Origin of the sequence: Streptomyces sp. NPDC006643 (assembly GCF_042870175.1) — a bacterium.
Taxonomy (GTDB): Bacteria; Actinomycetota; Actinomycetes; order Streptomycetales; family Streptomycetaceae; genus Streptomyces.
The window spans coordinates 16,907-43,205 of the sequence record NZ_JBIAHA010000025.1 but is presented as its reverse complement, the minus strand read 5'-3'; the positions used below and the strand labels follow the sequence as shown (position 1 = coordinate 43,205).

Annotated in this window: 12 protein-coding genes and 1 pseudogene; 9 read left to right on the top strand and 4 right to left on the bottom strand. The window is 68.6% G+C overall.

The window, feature by feature from the left end; all coding sequences use genetic code 11:
- The first annotated feature begins 101 nt into the window (after nt 1-101).
- From ACFYNU_RS29880 to ACFYNU_RS29860, 5 genes are all read left to right on the top strand, one after another.
- A complete protein-coding gene (locus ACFYNU_RS29880; RefSeq protein ID WP_356594397.1) occupies nt 102-452 on the top strand; it encodes a hypothetical protein in 351 nt (116 codons plus the stop codon).
- Complete coding sequence (locus ACFYNU_RS29875; RefSeq protein ID WP_356594399.1) at nt 449-1,462, top strand: hypothetical protein; 1,014 nt, start codon at nt 449-451, stop codon at nt 1,460-1,462. Before ACFYNU_RS29880 ends, ACFYNU_RS29875 begins: the two co-directional genes overlap by 4 nt.
- A 156-nt stretch (nt 1,463-1,618) precedes the next feature.
- Nucleotides 1,619-2,179, top strand: a complete 561-nt coding sequence (locus tag ACFYNU_RS29870) for a TetR family transcriptional regulator (protein WP_356594401.1) — start codon at nt 1,619-1,621, stop codon at nt 2,177-2,179.
- Nucleotides 2,180-2,215: 36 nt separating this feature from the next.
- Nucleotides 2,216-3,154 carry an NADP-dependent oxidoreductase gene (locus tag ACFYNU_RS29865; protein WP_388767745.1) on the top strand — a complete coding sequence of 313 codons (939 nt, stop codon included), beginning with the start codon at nt 2,216-2,218 and terminating at the stop codon, nt 3,152-3,154.
- Nucleotides 3,155-3,350: 196 nt separating this feature from the next.
- Nucleotides 3,351-4,433, top strand: a complete 1,083-nt coding sequence (locus ACFYNU_RS29860) for an NADP-dependent oxidoreductase (RefSeq protein WP_388767742.1) — start codon at nt 3,351-3,353, stop codon at nt 4,431-4,433.
- A gap of 128 nt (nt 4,434-4,561) precedes the next feature.
- Here the strand turns inward: ACFYNU_RS29860 and ACFYNU_RS29855 are convergent, their stop codons facing one another.
- The 4 genes from ACFYNU_RS29855 to ACFYNU_RS29840 form a co-directional block, all read right to left on the bottom strand.
- Complete coding sequence (locus ACFYNU_RS29855; protein ID WP_356594422.1) at nt 4,562-4,780, bottom strand: ferredoxin; 219 nt, start codon at nt 4,778-4,780, stop codon at nt 4,562-4,564.
- 77 nt (nt 4,781-4,857) lie between these two features.
- Nucleotides 4,858-6,084 carry a cytochrome P450 gene (locus tag ACFYNU_RS29850; protein WP_356594405.1) on the bottom strand — a complete coding sequence of 409 codons (1,227 nt, stop codon included), beginning with the start codon at nt 6,082-6,084 and terminating at the stop codon, nt 4,858-4,860.
- A 127-nt stretch (nt 6,085-6,211) separates the two neighbouring features.
- The gene (locus ACFYNU_RS29845; protein WP_356594407.1) at nt 6,212-7,126 is read right to left on the bottom strand and encodes an NmrA/HSCARG family protein; all 915 of its coding nucleotides are present in this window, start codon (nt 7,124-7,126) and stop codon (nt 6,212-6,214) included.
- A gap of 49 nt (nt 7,127-7,175) precedes the next feature.
- Nucleotides 7,176-20,882 carry an SDR family NAD(P)-dependent oxidoreductase gene (locus ACFYNU_RS29840; RefSeq protein ID WP_388767691.1) on the bottom strand — a complete coding sequence of 4,569 codons (13,707 nt, stop codon included), beginning with the start codon at nt 20,880-20,882 and terminating at the stop codon, nt 7,176-7,178.
- A 353-nt stretch (nt 20,883-21,235) separates the two neighbouring features.
- On the opposite strand from ACFYNU_RS29840, the gene ACFYNU_RS29835 reads away from it, so the two are divergent.
- From ACFYNU_RS29835 to ACFYNU_RS29820, 4 genes and pseudogenes are all read left to right on the top strand, one after another.
- Nucleotides 21,236-21,895: a TetR family transcriptional regulator gene (locus tag ACFYNU_RS29835; RefSeq protein WP_356597051.1), complete on the top strand. Its 660-nt coding sequence runs from the start codon at nt 21,236-21,238 to the stop codon at nt 21,893-21,895.
- A 160-nt stretch (nt 21,896-22,055) separates the two neighbouring features.
- Nucleotides 22,056-23,135, top strand: a complete 1,080-nt coding sequence (locus tag ACFYNU_RS29830) for an ABC transporter permease (RefSeq protein ID WP_356597049.1) — start codon at nt 22,056-22,058, stop codon at nt 23,133-23,135.
- A gap of 306 nt (nt 23,136-23,441) precedes the next feature.
- Nucleotides 23,442-23,822: pseudogene (locus tag ACFYNU_RS29825) on the top strand (ATP-binding protein); the annotation flags it as partial.
- A gap of 123 nt (nt 23,823-23,945) precedes the next feature.
- Complete coding sequence (locus ACFYNU_RS29820) at nt 23,946-26,210, top strand: LuxR C-terminal-related transcriptional regulator (protein ID WP_356597055.1); 2,265 nt, start codon at nt 23,946-23,948, stop codon at nt 26,208-26,210.
- Nucleotides 26,211-26,299 lie beyond the last annotated feature (89 nt).

Sequence of the window (26,299 nt, the reverse complement as noted above, 5' to 3'; positions counted from 1 at the left end):
GCGAGGGTGACGTGACTGTGGCCAGTGCACCGGATGAGGCAGCTCTGGCGTGGATATGCCAACGCTATGAGCAGATACGGCAGTTGGGTAGGGCGGGAGGGGTGAGCGGCGCGCTGGACGGCGCACTCGCGGCACTGGCCCGGCCGGACGCCGATCTGCCGGCCCTGCTCGACCGCGTCGAGGAGTTGCTGCGCCACTGCGGCTGGGGCGGCAGCCTGCGCGGGGACACGGGCGTGGTGCCCTGGCCGGGGTCGCCCCAGGGCGAGCCGTTGGTGGAGGCGTATGTGTGCCCGGCGGCGCGATGCACGCGTATCGCGTTCCCTCCCCGCCCACCGGTGTGCTCCTTCACGGGCGGGGCGCTCGTACTGAAGCGGTACGGGGGATACGGCGACGCGGACAGGCCCGGACACGGCCACGGACACGGGCACGGGTACGGGGTCGGTTCGTCGTGACGGCGTTTCTCGCCGCGCTCGGTGGCAAGCTCGCCGACAAGTGGGTGTCGCTGCTGGTGCTGCCCGGGTTCCTGTTCACGACGCTGGTCGCCGTCGCCGTCCAACTGGGCCATACGCACGCGGTGGACGCGGCGCGTCTGGTGCGCCGCCTGAACACGCTGGCCGCCGAGCCCGCCGCGCGTACACCCGGCACGGTCGCCCTCGTACTGGCACTGGTCCTCGCGGCGTCCGCCGGCGCGGGACTGCTCGCCGCGGCGGTCGGGGGATGGGTGGAACGCTGGTGGGTGGGGGACTGGCCGTTCGCGCGCCTGCTGGGGCGGCGGCTGAGTGCCAGGCGGCGCGCGAGATGGGAGCGGGCCGACCGGCTGTGCGTGGAGGAACGGCGACGTCTCGTCGTGGACACCGAGGCCACCGAGGCCGCCGTGACGGGCGAGGCGCGGTCACGGGACGCCCTCGGGATGCTGGGTCCGGGCCCGGCGGCCGGCGGTGATGCTCCCGACGGGCCTGCCGGGACTGCCTCGGCCGCCGCCGACCTCCTGCCGCTCGCCGAGCTGTACGAGGCCCGCAACCGCATCGCTCCGACCCGCCCCGTGCTTCCGACCTGGATGGGAGACCGCATGGCCGCGGCGGAGTCCCGGCTCCGTAAGGCGTACGCCGTGGATCTGCCCACCGCCTGGCCCCGGCTGTGGCTGCTGCTGCCGGACGCGCCGCGCGACGATCTCCGCTCGGCCCGCGCCGAACTCACATCGGCGGCCCGCTGCGCCGGCTGGGGGGTGCTGTGTCTGGTCCTCGCGGTGTGGTGGTGGCCGGCGGCGGCCGGGGCCGTGGTGGCGATGGGGTCCGGTTGGCGGCGAGGACGCCAGGCGGTGGACGCGTTCGCCGCGCTCGTCGAATCGTGTGTGGACGTGTACGGCCCTGAACTGGCGCGCGCCCTCGGGCTGTCCGGCGACGAGGGACTCTCACGGGAGACAGGGGTTCGCATCACGCGGATCACACGCAAGGGGGAGTGAGGCGCGGCAGGTCCGTCGCGGAGCGGACGGACCACCCCCGGTCCATCAAGAATAAGTTGCGCGGCTCGTAAATTTGCGTGGCCCGCAATATTGCTGTAACTTGGAGTCATGGCAAGCGGATCGGAGACTCCCATCGCCCTGAGGGAGAGAAAAAAGATGGCCACAAGGGCGGCGTTGAGCGAAGTGGCTCTCAGACTCGCCGTCGAACGTGGCTTCAGTCAGGTGCGGGTCGAGGAGATCGCGGCGGAGGCCGGGGTGTCGCCACGGACCTTCAACAACTACTTCTCCAGCAAGGAGGAGGCGATCGTCTCCTTGATCACCGCGCGTGTGCGGGGGTTCCGTCAGGCGATCGCCGCCCACCCCGCCGACGAGCCCCTGTGGGACGTCATCAGCGAGTCGGTCGTCGCCCTCGTACCGCCGGAGGACGAACTCGACCAGTGGCGCCGGTGGGTGCAGCTCATCAAGGGCACCCCCTCGCTGGAAGCCGAGTATCTCCGGGCCAACGCCGCGCTGGAGGGCGACCTGCTGACGGAGATCGCCGACCGCACCGGTACGGATCCGCAGAGCGAACTCTTCCCCCGGCTGGCGGCCTGCGCCGCCGTCGGAGCGATACGAGCCGCGCTCCAGTTCTGGCTGGACAACTACGAGAGCACGTCGTACCGCTCGCTGCTCCAGCGCGCGATCAGGGAAGTCGGTGCCGGACTGCCGGCGCCCTGACGACTGGGATGGGTGATCGAAGTGCGGGCTACGACGATGCGTGCGGTGCGGTACGAGCGTTATGGGCCGCCCGAGGTGCTGACGGTGCAGGAGGTTCCGGTACCCGCGCCGGGACCCGGACAGTTTCTCCTCAAGGTCCACGCGACCAGCGTCAACCCCGCCGAAGCGATGGTGCGTTCAGGCAGGATGAAGGTCATGAGCGGGTTCCGCTTCCCCAAGGGAACGGGTGAGGACTTCGCCGGCACCATCGTTGCCGGGGGCCCCGACGCCGACGAGAATCTCATCGGCGAACAGGTCTGGGGCCTCGTCTACGGTCTGAACGCCGCCACCGCCGCCGAGTACATCACGGTGAAGGAATCGCAGTTCGCCCTCGCACCCACCACGATCGACCTGGTGACGGCGGCTGCCCTGCCCACCGTCGGATCCACCGCGCTCACGGCACTTCGCGCCGTACGCCTCGCGGCGGGCGAGCGGCTGCTCGTGGTGGGCGCGAGCGGCGGCATCGGCAGCAGCATCGTGCAGATCGCCGCCGCCAAGGGCGCTGTCGTCGCCACCGTGTCCAGCGGGGGCAACGCCGACTTCCTCACCGGACTGGGCGCCAAGGAGACGTACGACTACGCGAAGCTCGAAGACCTGGCCTCAGCACCGGAGTTCGATGCGGTCGTCGATCTGCACGGCACCGAACTGGACACGTATCGAAGGCGCGTCCGCTCCGGCGGACGGATCGTGACCTTCGCGATGAAGGGCATGGCCGGCGCGATGGCGTCGATCGTCAAGCCCGGAGCGCGGGTGGGCGTCGCCCAGTTGAAGCCACGCCGTGCCGACCTCGAAGAACTCACCCGGCTTGTCGAGAGCGGCGAACTGCACCCCCAGGTCGAGCGGATCTATCCGATGGACGCCATCGCCGAAGCCCACCGATCGGTGGAATCCGGCCATAGCCGCGGCAAGCGCGTCGTGCGGATCGCCAGAGCCTGACCAGCGCGGAATCCCCCCGACGCGCTGTTCGGCCGAAGCCCCTTGCGGATTTCTCGCAAGGGGCTTCGGGTTCTGCCCCAGGGATTTTCCGCCAGTTACGTTCCCGTGTTCTTGTGTTCTGGTGCGCTTCGTTGTTGTGGGTTTCCTGACGTTCTGGCGGAGAAAGTTCTGGCAGAGAAATAGGTTCTGTTGCTCCATGCGGAATCACACTAGACTCGTGACAGTGGGAAATTCCCAGGACGAGGGGGTAGTTGTGACCGGTTCAGAAGGCGTGACGGGAACCATGGAGGCGGTTGTCGCCGAGGACTACTGTCGACCTGAAAAGTTCTCCGTCCGACAGATCGATATTCCGCTGGCAGGACCTGGACAGATTCAGGTCCGCATTCGGGCCGCAGCCGTGAACCCGCTCGATACACACTTGGTGAGCGGTGATCTCCGCGAGTCGATCCCCATGGAATTTCCGCAGATCCTGGGAAATGACTTCTCCGGCACGGTGAGTGGCGTGGGCGAGGGCGTCATGAGGTACGCGGTGGGGGACGAGATCTTCGGCGTGGCATTTCCGCGCTGCACCGTCGAGCGCGTACGGATTTTCTCCGAACCGCCTTCGCTGACGACGGGCACACTCGCCGAGTACGCGGTTTTCGAAGCGGACTCACCCGTGATCGCCCCGCGCCCCGCCGAACTGGAAGCCGAACAGGCCGCGGGTCTGCCGATGGTCGGGCTGACAGCCATCTCCGCCGTCCGGGCGGGGGAGTTCAAGGCCGGTGACACCGTGCTGGTCATCGGCGCCACCGGCGGCGTCGGCAACGTGGTGGTGCCGCTGCTGGTCTCCGCCGGTGTCAAGGTGATCGCCACGGCCATCGCCGAGGACCAGGGATACATACGGGACCGGGGCGCCCACGAGGTGATCGACTACCGGGCCGACGACATCGCCGACGAGGCGCTGAAGTACAGCCCGGACGGCGTCGACGGCGTGATCAACCTCGCCCTCGGCGACACTCTCATAAACGTGGTCGGACGGGCCGTACGTCCGGGCGGGCGGGTCATGACGGTCTCGTACACGAGCCCGCAGGGCGCGACCTTCCGCGAAGACCTCACAGTCAAGATCATCTACGCGGCGACCCAACCCGGCGACATGACGGAGCTGATTCGGCAGGCCGTCGACGGATCGGTGCCGCTGCCGGGTATCCGCCGCTACCCGCTGGGCGAGGGGGCCAAGGCGTTCACCGATCTGGTGGGCGTGCACACCTGCGGCAAGCTCGTCGTGCTGCCCGCTTGACGACCGCACAACGCAGGACTGGCCGCGTACCACCGGAGGGAGGGTGGTGCACGGCCAGTCCTGCGTTGTGCTGGACCCAGTGTCGGTGCCCAGTGCTGGACCCAGTGCTGGAACCTTGTCCCGGGTGCTCAGCTGTCGGTGACGCTGATGGCGCGCGCGGGGCACATCAGCGCCGCCTCGTCCGCCTCGTCCAGCCGGCTCTCGGGGGGCGTACCGTCCACGACGACGACCAGGCCGTCGTCGTCCTGGTCGAAGATCTCGGGCGCGGCCAGCACACACTGCCCTGCCCCGATACACAGATCACGATCCGCCGTGACACGTACCGGTGTCTCCGCCGTGACACGCACGGGCGTTTCCGCCGTGACATGCACCGGTGTCTCCGTCGTGTCCGCTGTCTCACCGTCGCCCATCGTCGTCCCTGCCTCTACCAGGCCACCGGGAGGGACAGGACACCGGCGAGCATGCCCTCGCGCGGCTTGACCTCGTCCAGCGGAATCGCGAGCCGCAGATCCGGGACGCGCTTGAACAGGGTCCGGTAGGCCACCTCCATCTCCAGCCGGGCGAGGTTCTGCCCGAGACACTGGTGATTGCCGTAGCCGAAGCCGATATGACGGCGGTCCGTCCGATCGACCCGGAACTCCTCCGGGTGCTCCATCACCGTCGCGTCGTGGTTCACGGCAGGCGGTGAGACGAGAATACCGTCACCGGCGCGGATGGTCCGGCCGGCGATCTCGATGTCCTCCGTCGCCACACGCGACAGTGAGTTGACGATGGCGAGCGACCGCAGCAACTCCTCCACGGCGCCGGACAGCGCCTCGTCGCTCTCCTTGACGGCGGCGAGTTGCTCGGGGTGCTCCAGCAGCGTGAGCACGCCGAGCGCGATCATGTTTGCCGTGGTGTCGTGTCCGCCGATCAGCAGCTCCAGAGCGAACATCACCAGACCGGCGTGGTCGAGCAGACCCTCCTTGACCTGATTGGCGAGCAACTCGTCCAGCAGGCCCGGCCGGCCCTCCCCGGGGTTGGCCGTTTTACGGAGGATCAGCGCGTCCAGGTAGTCGTACAGCTTGATCATCGCGTCGCCCTGCACGGGGTCGAAGCGACGGAGCGACTGCTCCTCGAAGAACTCGTGGTCCTCGTAGGGCACGCCGAGCAATTCGCAGATCACGATGGACGGAATCGGCAGCGCGAACTGCGCGACCAGATCCGCGGACGTCGCACCGTCGGCCAGGATCTCGTCGACACGGGAATCGACGATCGCCTGAATTCCAGGCCGCAGGGTGTTCATACGCTTCACCGTGAAGTGGGGTATGAATATTCGTCTCCGAGTGCCGTGTTCCGGCGGATCGGTGGCGATGAGCGGGCTGCGTACGGGCCGTTCCTGGTCCAGCGACGGCAGAGAAGGGATCGGAACCGGGAACGTGAGATTCGCGTACTTCCGGCTCGACGAGAGGCGCGTATCCGCCAGGAGCGTACGCGCCTCTTCGTAACCCGTGACCGCCCACATGGTACGTCCGTCGAAAAGCCGGACCTGCGTCACCGGGCCGCCGGCGCGCAGTTCGCTGTACTCGGCCGGCGGGCGGTAGGGGCACTGCCGCTCGATCGGATATCCCGGCAGTGAATCGGGAGCGTCTACGGTGGAGCTCTCGGCCATGATTCCTCGCTTTCCTGTCAAGTGGATCAAGTGGATCAAAGGGATCAAGTGGATCGATGTGTCGTGGTGCCTTGAGGAATTCATCAAGGCAGCGCGCAACGGTGGTACGCGCCCCTGTCGGGACGGATCAGGCCGAGGAGGTCTGGCTGTCCAGATACGCCGTGATCTTTTCCTTGCCACCGCGCTGTTCCAGCCACGTCTCGAAGTCCAGCAGCCCCGGGTGCAGCTCACGCAGAGCGGGAATGTCGGCGAGCGTCATCTTGCGCTCGTTCAGCCACTCGTAGCCCTTGGCGGCCTCTTCGCTGCGCTCGCGCAGCGACTCGATGGGGATCTGGACGTACTCGACGCTGCGGCCGGTGGACCTGCTGATGGCCTCGGCGATCTGCGGGGACGTCAGATCGTCGCCCGCGATGTCCAGGCTCTTGCCACGGAAGATCTCCGGCTTCGCGAAGGCCAGCGCGATGAACGCGCCGATGTCCTCGGCGGCGATCAACTGCTGGCCGACCTCCGGCCGAAGCGCCGTCATCAGCTTGCCGTTGCGCAGGCCCACCAGCGGGTGGAAGTTGTTCTCCATGAAGGATGTCGGCCGGATGACGGTGGCCGGCAGACCGAGGGAACGGATGTGCTCCTCGATGGCCCACTTGGCCTCCAGGATGGGCAGGTCCATCGGGGTGTCGGCGCCGTTCGCCGAGGAGTAGACGAACGCCTCCACACCTGCGGCTGCCGCTGCGTCGGCCAGGTTCTTCCCCCAGCGCGCCTCGGTCTGCCACTCGAAGTCGGCCGGGACGTCGGAGCCGGCCGCGGCCTGCACGCTGAAGACGCCGTACGCGCCGCGTACCGCCTCGGCCAGAGCCGCCGTGTCGTCGAGATCCGCCTTCACCACGTCCACGCCCAGCTCGGCGAGCGCCTGGGCGGCGGGCCGGCCGGTGTTACGGGTGATGGCCCGCACCCGCCAGCCGTCGGCGAGCAGCTTCCGGGTCGCGGAACCGCCCTGCACGCCGGTGGCGCCGGTGACCAGGATGGTTTTCGATGCCCTGTCCATGGTGACTCTCCTCGTTCGGATCGAATTCGTATCGGTCGTGCGGTTGAGCTCAGGAATCGGAAGAGATCCCCAAGTCGTGGTCGATGAGGCTGAAGATCTCCTCATCGGAAGCCGTGTCGAGGTCCGCTCCACGCAGGCCGTCGCCGCTGTGGTCGCCGTCGGCGTGACCTGCGGTGAGCTGCGAGATCAACGTCTGGAGCCGACCGGCGAGCTGCGTACGATCGCCGCTGTCGGAAGGAAGCCGTCCGGCAAGGGCCTTTTCCAACTGAGCGATGACGGAGAGCGGATCGGGTGAACCGGCACCGTTCGTCCCGTTGCCGTTGCCGTTGCCGTTGCCGTTCCCGGTGCCCGTCCCGTTGCCGGTCGCGTTCGACGCGTTGGCGCCTGACGGGGCCGGGGACGCGGCCAGTTGGTTGCCGAGGTACGCCGCGAGCGCGGACGACGTCGGATGGTCGAAGACCGTGGTGGTCGGCAGCCGCAGGCCCGTGCTGACGTTGAGGCGGTTACGGAGTTCGACCGCCGTCAGGGAGTCGAACCCGAGGTCGAGAAAGCCCTGGTCCGGGTCGATGGACGCCGACGAACTGTGCCTCAGCACCCCGACGACGGAACCGACGACCAGATCGAGGATCACCCGGTCCCGCTCACTCTCCGTCGCCTCGGCCAGTTTCGCGGCGAACCCTTCCTTGGCCTGCGCCGCGCCCTCGGAGCCCGCCGGGCCGGGCCGGGAGACCGAGCGGAGCGCCGGGCCGCTGCGGACGAGTTCCCCGAGAATCGGCGACAGGGTGCCGGCCGCCGCTTCGTCCCGGAGAGCACTGTGCTGGAGACGGGCGGTGACGAAGAAGGGGTCACCTGCGGCCAGGGCCTGATCGAGGAGCCCCAGAGCCTCCTCGGCGGTGACCGGCGCGATGCCGGCACGCGACAGGCGCTGTTGGTCGGTCGAGTTCAGATGCCCGGTCATACCGCTGGCCTCGGCCCACAAGCCCCATGCGAGCGACTGGGCGGGAAGCCCCTGGGCGCGACGCAGATGGGAGAGCGCGTCGAGGTAGGTGTTGGCCGCGGCGTAGTTGGCCTGTCCGGCGGCGCCGACGACTCCGGCGAGCGAGGAGAAGAGGACAAAGGCGCTGAGCTCGATGCCGCGTTCCTGGGTGAGTTCGTGGAGATTCCAGGCGGCGTCGGCCTTGGGGAGGAGAACACGTTCCACGTGCTCGGGCTTCATCGCCTCGACCGTCGCGTCATCGAGGACGCCGGCCGCGTGGACCACGGCGGTGAGGGGGTGGTCGGTGGAAACGGTGTCCAGCAGCTCTGCCAGAGCCCGACGGTCGGCCACATCGCACGCGGTGACGGCGACATCGTCCGTGCCGAGCGCGGTCAGCTCATCGATGAGCTCATCGATCCCGTTGGCGTCCGGACCTTGCCGACTGACCAGCAGAAGTCGTCGGACCTTGTGCTCGGTGACCAGATGCCGGGCGATCAGCCGACCGAGCGTGCCGGTGCCGCCGGTGATGAGCGTCGTCCCCGCTGAACTGAACGGTGAGGAGATGGAGTTGGTGGGCCGAGTGGAACGCTGCGTGAGGTGGGGGGTGTGGGGTGTGCCGTTGCGGAGGGTGATTTGGGGGTGGTGGTGGGTGAGGGCGGTGGTGATGGTGGTGGTGAGGTTGTGTTGGGAGGTGGGGTGGTCGTCGGTGTCGATGAGGGTGATGCGGTTGGGGTGTTCGGTCTGGGTGGTGCGGATGAGTCCCCAGATGGGGGCTGCTGTGAGGTTGACGGTGCTGTTGTCGTTGTCGTTGTTGTTGTCGGGGGTGGGGGTGGCGTGGTGGGTGAGGATGACGAGGTGTTCGTCGGTGTGGTCTGGGTTGGTGAGCCAGTTCTGGACGTGGGTGAGCGTGGTGTTGAGCGTGGTACGGAGTGCGGTGAGGTGGTCGTCGGCCGTTACGTCGCCGGTGACCTCGTACACGGTGTGGGCCGGGGCTTCGCCTGCGGTGTCGATGGTGAGGGGCGACCATTGGAGGTCGTAGAGGGGGAGTCGGGTGGTGAGTTGGTGGGGGGTGGTGGGTCGGGTGGTGAGGGTGGTGGTGAGGAGGGGTTGGTAGTCGGTGGTGGTGAGGTGGAGTGTGTGGGTGTTGTTGTGGGTGGTGAGGTGGGCGCGGGTGTGGGTGGCGTGGGTTGCGTGGGGGCGGGTGTGGGTGAAGGTGAAGGGGAGGTGGAGTTCGGTGGTGTCGGTGGTGGTGAGGAGTGCGGTGTGGAGGGCTGCGTCGAGGAGGGCGGGGTGGATGGTGTGGCCGGTGGTGTCGGTGTTCTGGGGGAGCACGATCTCGGCGTAGAGGTCGTTGCCGTGTTTCCAGGCGGTGGTCAGGCCCTGGAAGAGCGGGCCGTAGTGGTAACCGCGGGCGTGCAGATCCTCGTAGAGAGAGGTGACATCGACGGGCTCGGCCCCCGGGGGCGGCCAGGCCGTGGACGGCTGGGCCGGGACCGGCTGGTGCTGGGTGAGGAGGCCGTCAGCGTGCTGAACCCACTCGGTACCGGTGTCGGTGTCGTCGTCGGGGCGGGAGTGGATGATGAGAGCGCGTGTTCCGTCGCGGGCGGGTTCAAGGTTGACATGCAGTTGGCGGGGTGTGGCGGGGTCGAGGATGAGGGGTGCGTGGAGGGTGAGTTCGGCGAGGTGGGGGTGGTTGGTGTGGAGTCCGGCGTGGAGGGCGAGGTCGACCAGGGCTGCCCCGGGGAGGAGGACGGTGCCGGCGACGGCGTGGTCGGCGAGCCAGGGATGGGTGCTGAGGGAGAGTCGGCCGGTGAAGAGGGTGGTGGTGTCGGCGAGATCGATCCGCGCCCCGAGCAGGGCGTGCTCACTCCCCGACAGGCCCAGCGACGTCGCGTCTTGGAGGTGCGTCGGGGCCTTGAGCCAGTACGACTCACGCTGGAACGGATAGGTCGGCAGGTCGACCGTCCCGGCTGTCTCAGGCAGGAGACGCGTCCAGTTGATGGGGGTGCCGGTGGTGTGGGCCTGGGCGGCGGAGGTGAGGAGTTGCGTGAGGGTGCCGTGCTGTCGCCGCAGTGTGCCGATGACCGTGACGCCGGGGTTGCTCTCGGTGGTGTCGGTGGTGTCCTGGATGCCGATGGTCAGGACGGGGTGCGGGCTCGCTTCGATGAAGAGGCCGTAGCCGTCGGCCAGGAGAGTGCGGGTGGTGGTCTCGAACCGGACGGTCTGTCGCAGGTTCTGGTACCAGTAGGCGGCATCCAGGGTGGTGGTGTCGGTGATGCGTTCGCCGGTGACGGTGGAGTAGAACGCGACGTCCGTGACCGCTTGTGGGGTGACCGGGGCCAGGAGTTCGGCAAGCTGGTCGGCGAGTTGGTCGATGTGGGGGGTGTGGGAGGCGTAGTCGACGTCGATACGCCGTGCCCGTACGTCTGCGGCCTGGTAGTGGGCGAGCACGTCCTCCAGCGCGGTGACGTCTCCGGCTATGACGGTGGACGCCGGACCGTTGATCGTGGCAATCGTCAACGTGGGTGCGTGGGTGTCGAGGTGAGCCTGGACCTGGTCGGCCGGCAAGGGGACGGAGACCATGCCGCCGGTGCCGGCGAGTGCGGTCAGTGCCTTCGAGCGCAGGGCGGTGATGCGGGCGCCGTCCTGGAGGGTCAGGATCCCGGCGACGGTCGCCGCCGCGATCTCACCTTGGGAGTGACCCACCACCGCGTCGGGGACGACTCCGAGGTCGGCCCACGCTGCGGCGAGTGACACCATTACCGCCCACAACACGGGCTGGACGACGTCGACCCGGTCCAGCGAAGCCGCACCCTCGCCTTCGTTGAGAACGTCCCACAGGTTCCAGTCCGTGAACTCCGCCAGCGCCGCCGCGCATTCATCGAGTCGTTCCCGGAAGGCGGGCAGCTCGGCGGCGAGTTCGACCGCCATGCCCGCCCACTGCGAGCCCTGGCCGGGGAACACCAGTACCGTCCGCCCGGCATCCGACCCGGCCTGGCCCGTCACCACATACGGCGACGGCTCACCCGAAGCCAGAGCGTCGGCCGCGGCCAGCAACTCCTCCACCGACTCACCGAGCAGCACCGCACGGTGATCAAACCGCGCCCGCGAGGTGACCAACGCCCGCCCCACCGCCACCGGATCAGCACCCGCCAACGACCCCAACCGCGCTGCCTGTTCCCGCAACGCCACCGCCGACCTCGCCGACAACACCCATGGCACCGGCCCGTTGAGGGAATCGGGTGCGTCTGCGGGAGCGTCCTTGGGGGAGTGCTCGACGACGACGTGGGCGTTGGTGCCGCTGATGCCGAAGGAGGAGATGCCGGCGCGGCGCGGGCGTTCCACGTTGGGCCAGGGGCGGGCGTCGGTCAGGATCTCGACGGCTCCCGCTGTCCAGTCGACGTGCGTCGATGGTGTGTCGACGTGCAGCGACTGCGGCAGTACGCCCGCCCTCATGGCCATCACCATTTTGATGACGCCGGCGACGCCGGCGGCGGCCTGGGTGTGGCCGATGTTCGACTTGATGGATCCGAGATACAGCGGCCGGTTGTCGGGGCGGTTCTGTCCGTACGTGGCGAGCAGTGCCTGGGCCTCGATGGGGTCGCCGAGGGTGGTGCCGGTGCCATGGGCCTCGACCGCGTCCACCTCGGCCGGAGTGAGTCCGGCACCGGCCAGCGCCTGGCGGATGACGCGCTCCTGCGAGGGACCGTTCGGCGCGGTCAGACCGTTGCTCGCACCATCCTGATTGACGGCAGAGCCGCGTATCACGGCCAGCACCGGGTGTCCGTTGCGTTCGGCATCGGAGAGCCGCTCCAGCACGAGGAGTCCGGCGCCTTCCCCCCAGCCCGTGCCGTCGGCGGCGTCGGCGAACGGCCTGCACCGTCCGTCGGCGGAGAGGCCTCGCTGGCGGCTGAACTCCACGAAGAGTTCCGGTGACGCCATGACCGTCACCCCGCCCGCCAGCGCCAGTGTGCTCTCGCCCTGGCGCAACGACTGCGCGGCCATGTGCAACGCCACCAACGACGACGAGCATGCTGTGTTCACGGACACCGCCGGGCCTTCAAGGCCCAGCGAGTACGAGATACGACCCGAGGCGACACTGCCCGCGCTTCCGGTCAGTAGCTGGCCCTCGAACCCCTCCGGTGCGCCGTTCAGCCGGCTCGCGTAGTCGTCGTACATGACTCCGGCGAAGACGCCGGTCCGGCTGCCGCGCAGCGAGTCGGGCGCGATGCCGGACCGCTCAAGTGCCTCCCAGGCCGTCTCCAGCAGCAACCGCTGCTGCGGATCCATCGCCATGGCCTCACGCGGGCTGATCCCGAAGAAGACCGGGTCGAACTCGTCGGCCTCGTAAAGGAATCCGCCCTCACGGGAGTAGGACGTTCCGAGGTGTTCGGGGTCGGGGTGATAGAGGCTTTCCACGTCCCAGCCTCGGTTGGTGGGGAACCCCGAGATGGCGTCCGTGCCCTCCGCGACCAGCCGCCACAGATCCTCCGGCGACGACACACCACCGGGGTAGCGGCACGCCATGCCCACGATCGCCACCGGCTCGTCCGGGTTCGTGGCAGCGACCGGAGGAACCGTTCCGGAGACCGGCGTGCTGCTCGTGCCCAGGATGCGCGAGAGCAGGTGGCCGGTGAGCCTGATGGGTGTCGGGTGGTCGAAGATGAGGGTGCTGGACAGGGTGAGCCCGGTGGCCGCGTTGAGGCGGTTACGGAGTTCGACGGCGGTCAGCGAGTCGAAGCCCAGCTCCTTGAAAGCCCGCTCCTCATCGATCGTCCCCGGCGAGGAGTGCCCGAGTACAGCGGCGATCTCGCCGCGTACGACGTTGAGCAGGAACGGCTCCCGCTCCACGTCCGGCATCGCAACCAGCCGACCGGCCAGACCGTCCGCCGCCGCAGGAGCCGAACCGGCACGCGCCAGCGCCCGGACCCCTGCCGACGGCACCAGCTTTCGCAGCATCAGCGGCACCGTGCCGCCCTGCTGCGCGCGTGTACGCAGCCCACGTATGTCGAACGCAGCCGGGACGAGCACTGCCGAGTCCATACTCCACGCCGCGTCCAGCAGCGCGAGTCCCTGCTCCCCGGGCAGCGCCCGGATGCCTCCTCGGGCGAGCCGCTCGTGGTCCGTCGCGTCGAGTGCTCCGGTCATGCCGCTGGCCTCGGCCCACAGGCCCCACGCCAGGGACTGGGCGGCCAGCCCCAGCGAGCGTCGGTGATGTGCGAGCCCGTCCAGGTACGCGTTCGCCGCCGCGTAGTTGGCCTGTCCGGCATTGCCCAGTACACCGGCCACCGACGAGAACATCACAAACGCGCTGAGCTCGATGCCGCGTTCCTGGGTGAGTTCGTGCAGGTTCCAGGCGGCGTCGGTCTTGGGGACGAGGACGCGTTCGATGTGCTCGGGCGTCAACGCCTCGACCGTCGCGTCGTCGAGGACGCCTGCCGCGTGGATCACGGTCGTGAGGGGGTGGTCGGTGGACACGGTGTCCAGGAGGTCCGCCAGGGACTGGCGGTCGGCCACATCACACGCCTCCACCGTGACGGTCGCACCGAGTTCACGCAGCTCCGCAGCCAGCTCTCCGGCCCCGTCGGCGTCCGAACCTCGTCGGCTCACCAACAGCAGATGCCGCGCACCGTGCTCTGTCACCAGATGCCGCGCGACCAGACCGCCCAGGCCACCTGTGCCACCGGTGATCAGGGTGGTTCCCTCGATGTCGAGGGAGTTCCTTACGTCTTCGGTGGTGGTGGTGTGGGTGAGGTGGGGGGTGTGGGGTGTGCCGTTGCGGAGGGTGATTTGGGGGTGGTTGTGGGTGAGGGCGGTGGTGATGGTGGTGGTGAGGTTGTGGTGGGAGGTGGGGTGGTCGTCGGTGTCGATGAGGGTGATGCGGTTGGGGTGTTCGGTTTGGGTGGTGCGGATGAGTCCCCAGATGGGGGCTGTTGTGAGGTTGACGGTGTCGTTGTTGTCGGGGGTGGGGGTGGCGTGGTGGGTGAGGATGACGAGGTGTTCGTCGGTGTGGTCGGGGTTGGTGAGCCAGTTCTGGACGTGGGTGAGGGTGGTGTTGAGTGTGGCGCGGAGCGCGGTGAGGTGATCATCGGTGTGGGGAGTTGTGATGTCGTAGATGCTGTGCGGCGGGGTTGTTGCTTCAGATGTCTGTGTCTGTGGGATGGGCGACCACTGGAGGTCGTAGAGGGGGAGTCGGGTGGTGAGTTGGTGGGGGGTGGTGGGTCGGGTGGTGAGGGTGGTGGTGAGGAGGGGTTGGTTGTTGTTGGTGGTGAGGTGGAGTGTGTGGGTGTTGTTGTGGGTGGTGAGGTGGGCGCGGGTGTGGGTGGCGTGGGTTGCGTGGGGGTGGGTGTTCGTGAAGGTGAAGGGGAGGTGGAGTTCGTCGGTGGTGGTGGTGAGGAGTGCGGTGTGGAGGGCTGCGTCGAGGAGGGCGGGGTGGATGGTGTGGCCGGTGGTGTCGGTGTTCTCGGGGAGGGCGATCTCGGCGTAGAGGTCGTTGCCGTGTCTCCAGGCGGTGGTGAGGCCTTGGAAGAGGGGGCCGTAGTGGTAGCCGCGGGTGTGCAGGTCCTCGTAGAGACCGGTGACGTCGACGGGATCAGCGCCGGGGGGTGGCCAGGTGGTTGAAGGCTGGGGTGGTGTGGGCTGGTGCTGGGTGAGGAGGCCGTCAGCGTGCTGGGTCCATTCGGCCCCGGTGTCGTTGTCGGGGCGGGTGTGGATGGTGAGGGTGCGGGTGCCGTTGTGGGCGGGGTGGAGGGTGAGGTGGAGTTGGCGGGGTGTGGCCTGGTCGAGGGTGAGGGGTGCGTGGAGGGTGAGTTCGGCGAGGTGGGGGTGGTTGGTGTGGAGTCCGGCGTGGAGGGCGAGGTCGACGAGGGCTGCGCCGGGGAGGAGGACGGTGCCGGCGACGGCGTGGTCGGCGAGCCAGGGATGAGTACTGAGGGAGAGCCGGCCGGTGAAGAGGGTGGTGGTGTCGGCGAGGTCGATCCGTGCTCCGAGCAGGGCGTGCTCACTGCCCGACTGACCCAGCGACGTCGCGTCCTGCGGACGGGAGGAAGACCTCAGCCAGTACGACTCACGCTGGAACGGATAGGTCGGCAGGTCGACCGTCTGGGATGTTTCAGGCAGGAGACGGGTCCAGTTGATGGGGGTGCCGGTGGTGTGGGCCTGGGCGGCGGAGGTCAGGAGCTGCGCGAGCGTGCCCTGCTGGCGCCGCAGAGTGCCGATAACCGTGACGCCAGGGTCGCTGTCGGTGGTGTCCTGGATGCCGATGGTCAGGACGGGGTGGGGGCTCGCCTCGATGAAGAGGCCGTAGCCGTCGGCCAGGAGAGTGCGGGTGGTGGTCTCGAACCGGACCGTCCTGCGCAGATTCTGGTACCAGTACCCGGCATCCAGGGTGGTGGTGTCAGTGACGCGTTCACCCGTCACCGTGGAGTAGAACGCGACCTCGGTCACGGCTTGTGGGGTGACCGGGGCCAGGAGATCGGCGAGCTGGTCGGCGAGTTGGTCGATGTGGGGGGTGTGGGAGGCGTAGTCGACGTCGATACGCCGTGCCCGTACATCTATGGCCTGGTAGTGGGCGAGCACGTCCTCCAGCGCGGTGACGTCTCCGGCGATGACCGTGGACGCGGGACCGTTGACCGTGGCGATGCTCAGCGTGGGGGCGTGGGCGTCGAGGTGGGCCTGGACCTGGTCTGCGGGGAGTGGGACGGAGACCATGCCGCCGGTGCCGGCGAGTGCGGTGAGTGCCTTCGAGCGCAGGGCGGTGATGCGGGCGCCGTCCTGGAGGGTCAGGATCCCGGCGACCGTCGCCGCCGCGATCTCACCTTGGGAGTGACCGACGACCGCGTCGGGGACGACTCCGAGGTCGGCCCACGCTGCGGCGAGTGACACCATCACCGCCCAGAGAACGGGCTGCACGACGTCGACCCGCTCCAGCGAAGCCGCACCCTCGACTTCGTTGAGAACGTCCCAGAGATCCCAGTCCGTGAACTCCGCGAGCGCTGCTGCGCATTCGTCCAGGCGGTTCCGGAAGGCGGGCAGCTCTGCGGCGAGTTCCACCGCCATGCCCGCCCACTGCGATCCCTGGCCGGGGAACACCAGTACCGTTCGGCCCGTACCTGACGGGACCTGGCCCGTCACCACATACGGCGACGGCTCACCCGAGGCCAACGCCCCAGCTGCGGCCAGCAGTTCCTCCGCCGTTTCACCGATGAGGACCGCGCGGTGATCGAACCCGGCCCGCGAGGTGACCAACGCCCGCCCCACCGCCACCGGATCAGCACCCGCAACCGCCGACAGACGACCCGCCTGCTCCCTCAACGCCACCCCCGACTTCGCCGACACCACCCACGGGACAACAGTGGGGCTCAGTACTGGAGTGGCCGTATCGGAAGCCGGTTCTGCCGTCGGTATTTGCTCGATGATGACGTGGGCGTTGGTGCCGCTGACGCCGAAGGAAGAGATGGCCGCCCGGCGTGGATGCTGGTCGTTCAACCAGGGGCGTGCCTCGGCAAGCAGCTCGACGGCTCCCGCTGTCCAGTCGACATGCTCCGACGGCTTGTCGACGTGCAGCGACTGCGGCAGCACACCCGCCCGCATCGCCATCACCATCTTGATCACACCCGCCACACCCGCGGCAGCCTGGGTATGGCCGATGTTCGACTTCACCGACCCCAGATACAGCGGCCGGTCCTCCGGACGCCCCTGCCCGTACGTCGCGAGCAGCGCCTGCGCCTCGATCGGGTCGCCCAGCCGCGTACCCGTGCCGTGCGCCTCCACCGCGTCCACCTCGGCCGCGGCCAGCCCCGCACCCGCCAGCGCCTGCCGGATCACCCGCTCCTGCGACGGACCGTTCGGCGCCGTCAGACCATTGCTCGCACCATCCTGATTCACCGCCGAACCCCGCAACACCGCCAGCACCCGATGCCCATGACGCTCCGCATCCGACAACCGCTCCAACACCAGCAGACCGACACCCTCACCCCACCCCGTACCATCCGCCGCATCCGCAAACGGCTTGCAACGACCGTCGACGGACAGGCCCCGCTGGCGGCTGAACTCCACAAACAGACCCGGCGACGACATGACCGTCACCCCACCCGCCAACGCGAGAGAACTCTCGCCCTGGCGCAACGACTGCGCCGCCATGTGCAACGCCACCAACGACGACGAACACGCCGTATCCACCGACACCGCCGGGCCCTTGAGACCGAGCGAATAGGCGATGCGACCCGACGCCGCACTGATGCTGTTACCGGTCAGCAGGTATCCGCCGACGTTGTCGACGGGTTCGGCGAGCCGGGGGCCGTACTCCTGTGCCATCGTTCCGATGAAGACTCCGGTGGGCTCGCCCACCAGCGAGTCGGGTGCGATGCCGGAGCGCTCAAGTGCCTCCCAGGCCGTCTCCAGCAGCAACCGCTGCTGCGGATCCATCGCCAGCGCCTCTCGCGGACTGATCCCGAAGAACTCAGGGTCGAACTCGTCGGCGTCGTAAAGGAATCCGCCCTGCCGGGTATAGGTACTGCCGTCCTTCTGCGAGTCAGGGTCGTAGAGACCGTCAAGGTCCCAGCCTCGGTTGGTGGGGAACTCGGAGATGACGTCCGTGCCTTCCGCTACCAGGCGCCACAGGTCCTCCGGCGACGACACACCGCCCGGGTAGCGGCACGCCATGCCTACGATCGCCACCGGCTCATCGGTGACGGCCGACGGCTGGATCAGTGGATCGAGGTGGCTGGTGTCGCCGCCGACGAGGCGGCTCAGCAAGTGACGTGCGAGTTCGTTCGGAGTCGGGTAGTTGAAGATGCCGGTGGGCGGCAGCCGCAGACCTGTCGCTTCCCCGATCCGGTTACGCAGTTCGACGGCTCCGAGAGAGTCGAACCCCTGCTCCTTGAAGCTTCGGTCGTCGTCCACCGAGGTCGAAGATGCATGGCCGAGCACAATGGCCGAGTTCGAACGGACCATGTCCAGCAGGATCTTCTCCTGCTCGGGACGCGGAATCCCGACCAGACGGGCGACCAGAGCGGGGGCACCGTCCGGGGCGTCCTCGGTGAGATCAGGAAGCTCGACCGCAGGCGCCGCCTCGCCGGCTGCGACGACAACGGGCCCGCCTGAGGGGAGCGGGAACTCCTGATGCTGGAAGGGGTAGGTGGGGAGGTCGACCGTCTGAGATGTTTCAGGCAGGAGGTGCGTCCAGTTGATGGGGGTGCCGGTGGTGTGGGCCTGGGCGGCGGAGGTGAGGAGTTGTGTGAGGGTTCCGTGCTGTCGCCGCAGTGTGCCGATGACCGTGACGCCGGCGTTGCTCTCGGTGGTGTCGGTGGTGTCCTGGATGCCGATGGTCAGGACGGGGTGCGGGCTCGCTTCGATGAAGAGGCCGTAGCCGTCGGCCAGGAGAGTGCGGGTGGTGGTCTCGAACCGGACGGTGCGGCGGAGGTTCTGGTACCAGTAGGCGGCGTCCAGGGTGGTGGTGTCGGTGATGCGTTCGCCGGTGACGGTGGAGTAGAACGCGACGTCCGTGACCGCTTGTGGGGTGACGGGGGCCAGGAGGTCGGCTAGCTGGTCGGCGAGTTGGTCGATGTGGGGGGTGTGGGAGGCGTAGTCGACGTCGATACGCCGTGCCCGTACATCTATGTCCTGGTAGTGCGCGAGTACTTCCTCCAGCGCGGTGACGTCTCCGGCTATGACGGTGGACGCCGGACCGTTGATCGTGGCAATCGTCAACGTGGGTGCGTGGGTGTCCAGATGGCTCTGGACTTCCTCGGCCGGCAGGGGGACGGAGACCATGCCGCCGGTGCCGGCGAGTGCGGTCAGTGCCTTCGAGCGCAGGGCGGTGATGCGTGCGCCGTCCTGGAGGGTCAGGATCCCGGCGACCGTCGCCGCCGCGATCTCACCTTGGGAGTGACCCACCACCGCATCCGGCACCACCCCGAGGTCGGCCCACGCGGTGGCGAGTGACACCATCACCGCCCACAACACGGGCTGGACCACATCCACCCGGTCCAGTGAGGGGGCACCCTCGCCTTCGTTCAGGACGTCCCACAAGTTCCAGTCGGTGAACTCCGCGAGCGCCGCCGCGCATTCGTCCAGCCGTTCCCGGAACGCGGGCAGCTCGGCGGCGAGTTCGATCGCCATGCCCGCCCACTGCGAGCCCTGCCCGGGGAACACCAGCACCGTCCGCCCGGCACCCGACCCGACCTGACCCGTCACCACATGCGGTGACGGCTCACCCACCGCCAACGCCCCAGCTGCGGCCAGCAACTCCTCCGCCGACCCACCGATCAGCACAGCGCGGTGATCGAACCGCGCCCGCGAGGTGATCAACGCCCGTGCCACCGCCACCGGATCAGCACCCGCAACCGCCGACAGACGACCCGCCTGCTCCCGCAACGCCACCGCCGACCTCGCCGACAACACCCACGGCACCACACCCACACCCGGAATCGCACCGACCGGCTCCGCGACCGGCTCAACCGCCGGCGCCTCCTCCACAATCACATGCGCATTCGTGCCACCCATCCCGAACGAAGAGACCCCCGCGACCAAGCGCCCTTCCCCACCGGGCCAGGCGCCGTGCTCCGCGTGGACCTGGAGGTTCAGCTCCTCCAGGGGGATCTGTGGATTCGGCGACTCGAAGTTCAGGCTCGCGGGGAGTTCCCGATGGGTGAGGCTGAGTACGGTCTTCAGGAGGCCCGCGATGCCCGCGGCGCCCTCCAGGTGGCCGATGTTCGTCTTGACCGAGCCGACGTGCAGGGGTGCCGCGTCCGCCGCGCGTTCGACCCCCAGCGCGGAGCCGAGTGCCGCCGCCTCGATCGGGTCGCCGACCGGCGTACCTGTGCCGTGGAGTTCCACGTACCTGACCTCGGACGGGGAGACCCCCGACCGCTCGTAGACCTGGCGCAGCAGCTCTTCCTGGCCCTGACGGCTGGGGGAGCTGAGGCTGTGGCCGCCGCCGTCATTGTTCACCGCGCTGCCGCGGATCACCGCGTGCACACGGTCGCCGTCCGCGAGCGCCCGGGACAGAGGCTTGAGGACGACGAGGGCGCCGCCTTCGCCCCGTACGTAGCCGTTCGCACGCGCGTCGAACGTGAAGCACCGGCCGTCGGGGGAGTAGCCGCCGAGCTTGCCCGAGGCGATCTGGCTCTCCGGGGCGAGGCTCAGATTGACGCCGCCGGCGATGGCGAGGGTGTTCTCTCCGTTGCGCAGGCTCTCGCAGGCGAGGTGTACCGCCACCAGGGAGGAGGACTGTCCCGAGTCGACGGCGAGACTGGGGCCTCGCAGCCCGTACGTGTACGAGATGCGGTTGGCGATGATGCTGCGGTGGACACCCGTCAGGGAGTGCCGGGTGATCGCGTCGAGTCCGCCGCGGTTCAGCAGGGTCGCGAAGTCGTTCCAGATGGACCCGACGAACACGCTGGTGCGGCTGCCTGACAGCTGGTCGGGGACGATGCGGGCGTTCTCGAACGCCTCCCAGCTCAGTTCCAGCAGCAGCCGCTGCTGCGGGTCCATGGCGAGCGCTTCGCGCGGTCCGATGCCGAAGAAACGGGCATCGAAGCCGACGATGCTGTCGCGGTCGAGGAAGCCGCCGTAGCGGGAGTTGATCTTGCCGGGCACGGTGATGTCGCTGTCGTACAGAGCGTCGGCGTCCCATCGGTCGGCCGGGGTCTTCGTGATGGCGCTCCGGCCCTCCTTGAGCAGGTCCCAGTAGCTGTCGGCGTCGGGGGCTCCGGGAAGACGGCAGGACAGACCGACGATGGCGATCGGGTCGTTCGCCGCGGACTCCGCAGGCTTCACGGACCCCACAGACCCCGTAGACCGCACGGACCCCGAAGCCCCCACGGACTCCGCAGGCTCCACGCCCTGCGCCCGCATCTCCTGCGTGGCCTGTGCCGCCTGCTCGCCAGTGGCGTGAAGGTTCGTCTGCTCAGTCGTCATCGCGTCAACTGCCCCTTGGAATCGACTGCTTGGCGGGCCAGGCCCTCCGGGGCGCGCCCACGGGAAGCTCCAGTGGTCCGGGTCGCGACCACAGTCGGTCGGGTTGCTAAGGAGGACCTTTCCGTGATCTAAAGCGCCTTGGGTGCGCGGTAAGAAATATTGCTAGTTGGGAAAACTTGCGTAGCGCGCACAATCATAGCTACGGTTGCCGCATGGCTGAAGACCACACCGAGGGCCTGGGGTTGCGGGAGCGCAAGAAGATCGCCACGCGAAAAGCGTTGGGCGAAGCCGCTCTGCACCTCGCGGCCGAGCGGGGCCTGGACGGCGTTCTGATCGAGGACATCGCCGCAGCGGTGGGAGTGTCCCCCCGGACCTTCAGCAACTACTTCTCCAACAAGCACGAGGCGATCGTCAGCCTCGTCCTGGCACGGGCCGCCGGCCTTCGCCACGCCGTCGCCGGCCGGCCCGACGACGAACCTCTCTGGGACTCCATCGCGCACGCCGCCGCCCTGTACATCCCGGAGCGCGACGCGATGTCGGAGGAGTGGCGGATGAGCGCACGCCTGATCCGGAGTTCACCGGCGCTGGAGACGGAACAGTTCAAGGCGTACGCGCAGATAGAGCGGGCGCTGACGCAGGAGATAGCGGTACGCACCGGCACCCATCCGCAGGACGATCTCTTCCCCGCGCTGGCCGCAGGCGTCGCGGTCTGCGCCATAAGGGCTTCGCTGCGGCACTGGCTCGACACCGCGGATGACGGCATCCCCTACTCCGAGCTGCTCCGTTGTGTGATCCAGCAGGTCGGTATGGGGCTGCCGGAGCCCGAGGCCGTCAAAGTCCGGATCGACCGGCCGCCGCCGTCCGGTACGTGAACTTCCGGCCCCTCAACTCCTCCTACCTCGCCCAACTCCTCGTACGTCGCCCAACTCCTCGTACGTCGCCCAACTCCTCGTACCTCGACCCGGTACCGGAAGTCCAGGAACTCGGAACTCCGGTACGTGCACCTCCCGTACGTGAACTAAGGAGCTTTACGTGTCCACTTCGTCAGCCACCGCTGCGACCCCGGGAGCAGCGGCAGGAGGTGCGGCGACTCCGCCGCCCACGTCGTCCTGGGCGGTCACCCTTCGTGCGGTCGTCATCGTCACCCTCTTCCTGGCCGGCATCCTCGTCGCCTTCGCCCTGCCTCAGATCCATCTCGGGCCGCGTGACATCCCGATCGCGGTCGTGGGCGAGCAGGCTGCCGCCGACGCGCTCGGCACGCGACTGGAGAAGGAGCGGCCAGGAGCGTTCGACATCACCCAGGTGTCCGACACGCAGGAGGCGCGCCGTCTCATCGACGATCACGAGGTGTACGGAGCCGTGGTCACCCACGGTGCCGAGGATCCCTCGATGATTATCGCCAGCCAGGCCGGCCTGCCGGTGGCCAATGTGCTGAAGGAACTGGGCTCACAACTGCGCGGCGGGACCCCGCCCGGCGCGGTGGAGGACGTGAAGCCGCTGCCCGCGGACGATCCCACCGGCGCCGGTCTGAGTTCCGGCTCGCTGCCGATGGTTCTCGGCGGCTGGCTGGCCGCGGTCCTGATCCTGATGCAGGTCCGTGGGCTGGGGCGGCAGGTGAGCGGTGTCTTCCTGTTCTCCGTGATCGGTGGCTTCGTCCTCAGCGCGATGATCAAGTACGTGTTCGGCTCCGTGGACGACGGCAACCTCTTCCTGATGACGGCCGCCGCCGCGCTGAGTCTCGCGGCGACCGCCTGGATGATCCTCGGGCTGCGGGCGGCCTTCGGTAATCCGGGACTCGGTGTCGGCGGTCTCCTCGTCATCCTCATCGGTAATCCCCTGTCCGGGCTGAGCAGTGCGCCGGAGATGCTTCCCGACGGCTGGAGCACGCTCGGCCAACTGCTGCCGCCGGGCGCGGGCGGCACGCTGCTGCGGTCCGTCGCGTACTTCGAGGGCAACGGCGCTCTCGTACCCGTCCTGGTACTCACCTCCTGGATGGCCGGGGGAGTGGTCCTGTTCCTGTTCGGGATGGCGCGGGCCCGTAAGAAGGCCATGGCCTCTTCTCAAGCCGCATCGACCGGCGGCCCGCAGAATGCCGCGGCGCCCGCTTCCTGACGGGCCGTCTGATCGACGTCCCGCCCGATGTCCCGACGGACATCCCGCCCGACGTCCCGACGGGCGGAACCGCGGGCGGAACCGCGGGCGGGACCTCGGGCGGGACGATCGTGCGGCACGACCATCGTCGTCAGTGAAGGCGGGCCCCGCCGTGCGATGGTGGAGCCTGCCTTCACGTCGGACGTCCAGCGACGAAGCCGCACACGCGACAGGGCTTTCGTCTGTTTTGTTTCCATGTGCTGAACGGCGCCCAATTACGGACCAGTTGTCCGGTTCGAGAGATGCGGGCAACGTGGATACGGGGGAATGGCAATGCTGGTGGAGAGGGAGGTGGAACTCGGGGCGTTGCGGCTGGCAATTGCCCGTGGCGCACCGGGGGCCGTGAGCGTGGCTCTCGTCGAGGGAGCTGCCGGATGTGGGAAGTCCGCGTTGCTGGACGCGATTGTGGCGGAGGTGTCGGCCGCCGGGGCGGCAGTTCTTACGGTGTCCGGTTCGGGCTTCGTCAGACTGTCCGCCGGAAACGCGTGGCGCGAGTTGGCCGAAATGCCGCGCTCTTCTCTGGACGTAGAAGATCTACTCGGTGATCGCTCCTTGGTTATACGCATGGACGATGCACACAAGGCGGCCCCGGAACGCCTCGATGCCGTACTGCAAATGATCGAGGCGTTTCGGCCACACGGTATTACGTTGCTGATGGCGCAGACCCTGGAGCCTGATCTTCAGGGGGCGTCATTTCACACCGAGATCTGGCGGCAGCAGCATTTTCGCAGAATTCATGTCAGCAGGCTCAGTTGTGGCGGCGCCGCCCGCATGATCGCTCAGCATGGCGACGGCGGTCCACCGGCGGGAACGGCCGGCGCGAAGTTCGCCGGAGAGATTTCCGCGGTGAGCGGCGGGAATCCCCTGTTGTTGCGCGCGCTGCTCGCCGAGTGCGCGCCGCCGGCCGGCCGGGCGGGCGAAGTACGCCTGGAGCCCGGCCTGCGCGGTCCGTTCGCCCGGTCGGTGCTCACCTGCCTGGCCCGCGGCGGCGCCGTGACGCATGACGTCGCCGTCGCCATGGCCGTCCTCGGCGAGCGCAGCGGTCTCGATCTGCTCAGCGCCCTGCTCGACGTCACGCCCGCGTCCGCGCACCAGGGCACGCAGATACTCAATGCCACCGGCATCGCGGACGGCTACCGGTTCCGCCACCCGATCGCCGAGGCCGCCGTACTGGAATCGCTGCCCGCGCAGCGCCGTGCCGCGCTCCACAGCAGAGCCGCCGCCCTGCTGTACGCGCGCGCCGCCGACTCCACGGAGATCGCGCGCCATCTCACGGCGGCCGGGCGGGCCGAGGAACCCTGGGGAGTCGCGGTTCTCCAGGACGCGGCCACCCACGTGATCGCCGGCGACGACGCGGAGGAGGCCCTGCGGCTGCTGAATCTCGCCGAGCACGCGTGCGGGGACGAGAAGCAGCGGGCGGTGATCCGTCTCAGCGCCGCCATCATCACCTGTCGGCTCAACCCCTCGGTCGGCGAACAGCAGTTGACCGATACGGTACGGGCCCACCGCACGGAACTGCTGACCCCGATGGCGGGCAGCCTGCTCAGCCGGATGACCTTGCGCAGCGCGGGCGAGGAGCAGCCCCCGCCCGGACCGCTCCCCTCCACATCCGCACCGCCCGCCCGACAGCCCGCCTCCCCACCCGGACCCCCGGGGCCACCCGCCCCGCAGGCCCCCTCGACAACCGGGCGCGGCAAGGTCCAGCCCTACGTCAGGGAACTGTGGAGCACGCTGCTCATGGTGCACCAGGGCGGGACGCCCCCGGCTCCGGCCGTGCCTGACACGGCGTCGGCCGCTCCCGTACCGACGCCGCCGCGGCCTCGGGCGGGCATGCTGATCCCGGCCCAGTCCGCCGCGAGTTCACTGTGGCTGGCGGCGGACGCGGACCTGGAGGAGACGGCCGCTGCCGCCGCCGAGCGGAGTCTGCACATCTCCCCGCTCGTCGACTCCACGCTTCCGGCGCTGATCAACCACCTCAAGGTGCTCGCCTTCACGGGCCGCTCCGGCTCCGCCGAGGAGTTCGCCCTGCGCTTCGACAAGGAGGCGGGCCGGCGCAACGCCCCTGGCTGGCAGACCCTGTTCGCCTCGGCCCTCGCCGAGATCGCCCTTCTCCGGGGCGCGTTCCCCGAGGCCCTGGCGCACGCGCTCCGGGCCACGGAACTGGTGCCGCTGCGCAGCCACAGCGTGTTCGCCGTCGGGGTCAAGGTCAGCCGGATCGTCGCCCACACGGCCATGGGCCAGTACGCCGCTGCCGGCGTACTGCTGGAACAGGCCGTGCCGGAACAGCTGTTCGCGAACGCCGACGTGTTCGCGTATCTGCGCGCCCGCGGTCGCTACCACCTGGCCACCGACAACGCCGCCGCGGCGATGAACGACCTCGGCCGGATCGGTGAACTGGCCGGGGAATGGGGCATGGACCGGCCCGCCCTGGTGCCGTGGCGCCTCGACGCCGCCGAGGCCCGGCTCGCACTCGGCGAGACGGAGCGGGCCGCCGAACTGATCACCGGCCAGCTGGAGTCGTACGACACGAGTACCCACCGGGTGCGCGGGATGTCGCTGCGGCTGCGAGCGGCGGTGTCCCCGCAGAGCAACCGGATCCGGCTGCTGCGCCAGGCCGTCGGTGAACTGCACTGGTCCAGGGACGGATACGAGCTGGCGCGGGCGCTCGCGGACCTGGCCAGGGCGTACGAGGAAGCCGGCGACGACGTGAAGGGCCGGATGACCAAGCGCCGCGCCTGGCGGCTGGCGAAGGAGCGCTCGGCCGAGCCGCTGTGCGCACAGATCCTGCCCGGTTTCGAACTCGGCAGTGATGAACTCGCCGCCGAGGAAGAAGCGACCCTGGAACGCCTCAGCGAATCCGAGCGGAAGGTCGCCATTCTCGCCACCCGTGGGTATACCAATCGGGAAATAGCGAGCCGTCTCTATGTGACCGTAAGCACGGTCGAGCAACATTTGACGCGGATTTATCGAAAGCTGGAAATCGCCGGTCGGCGCGAGTTGCAGCGCGTGACCGTCGATATGGATGAAGCTGTGTGATGGCTCACACCATGCCGTTGTTAACTGCTCATGGCAGGTCGGTTGACTTTGTGGAAGAACCCCTCGTGGGGGCCGGTTAGGGGTCGATA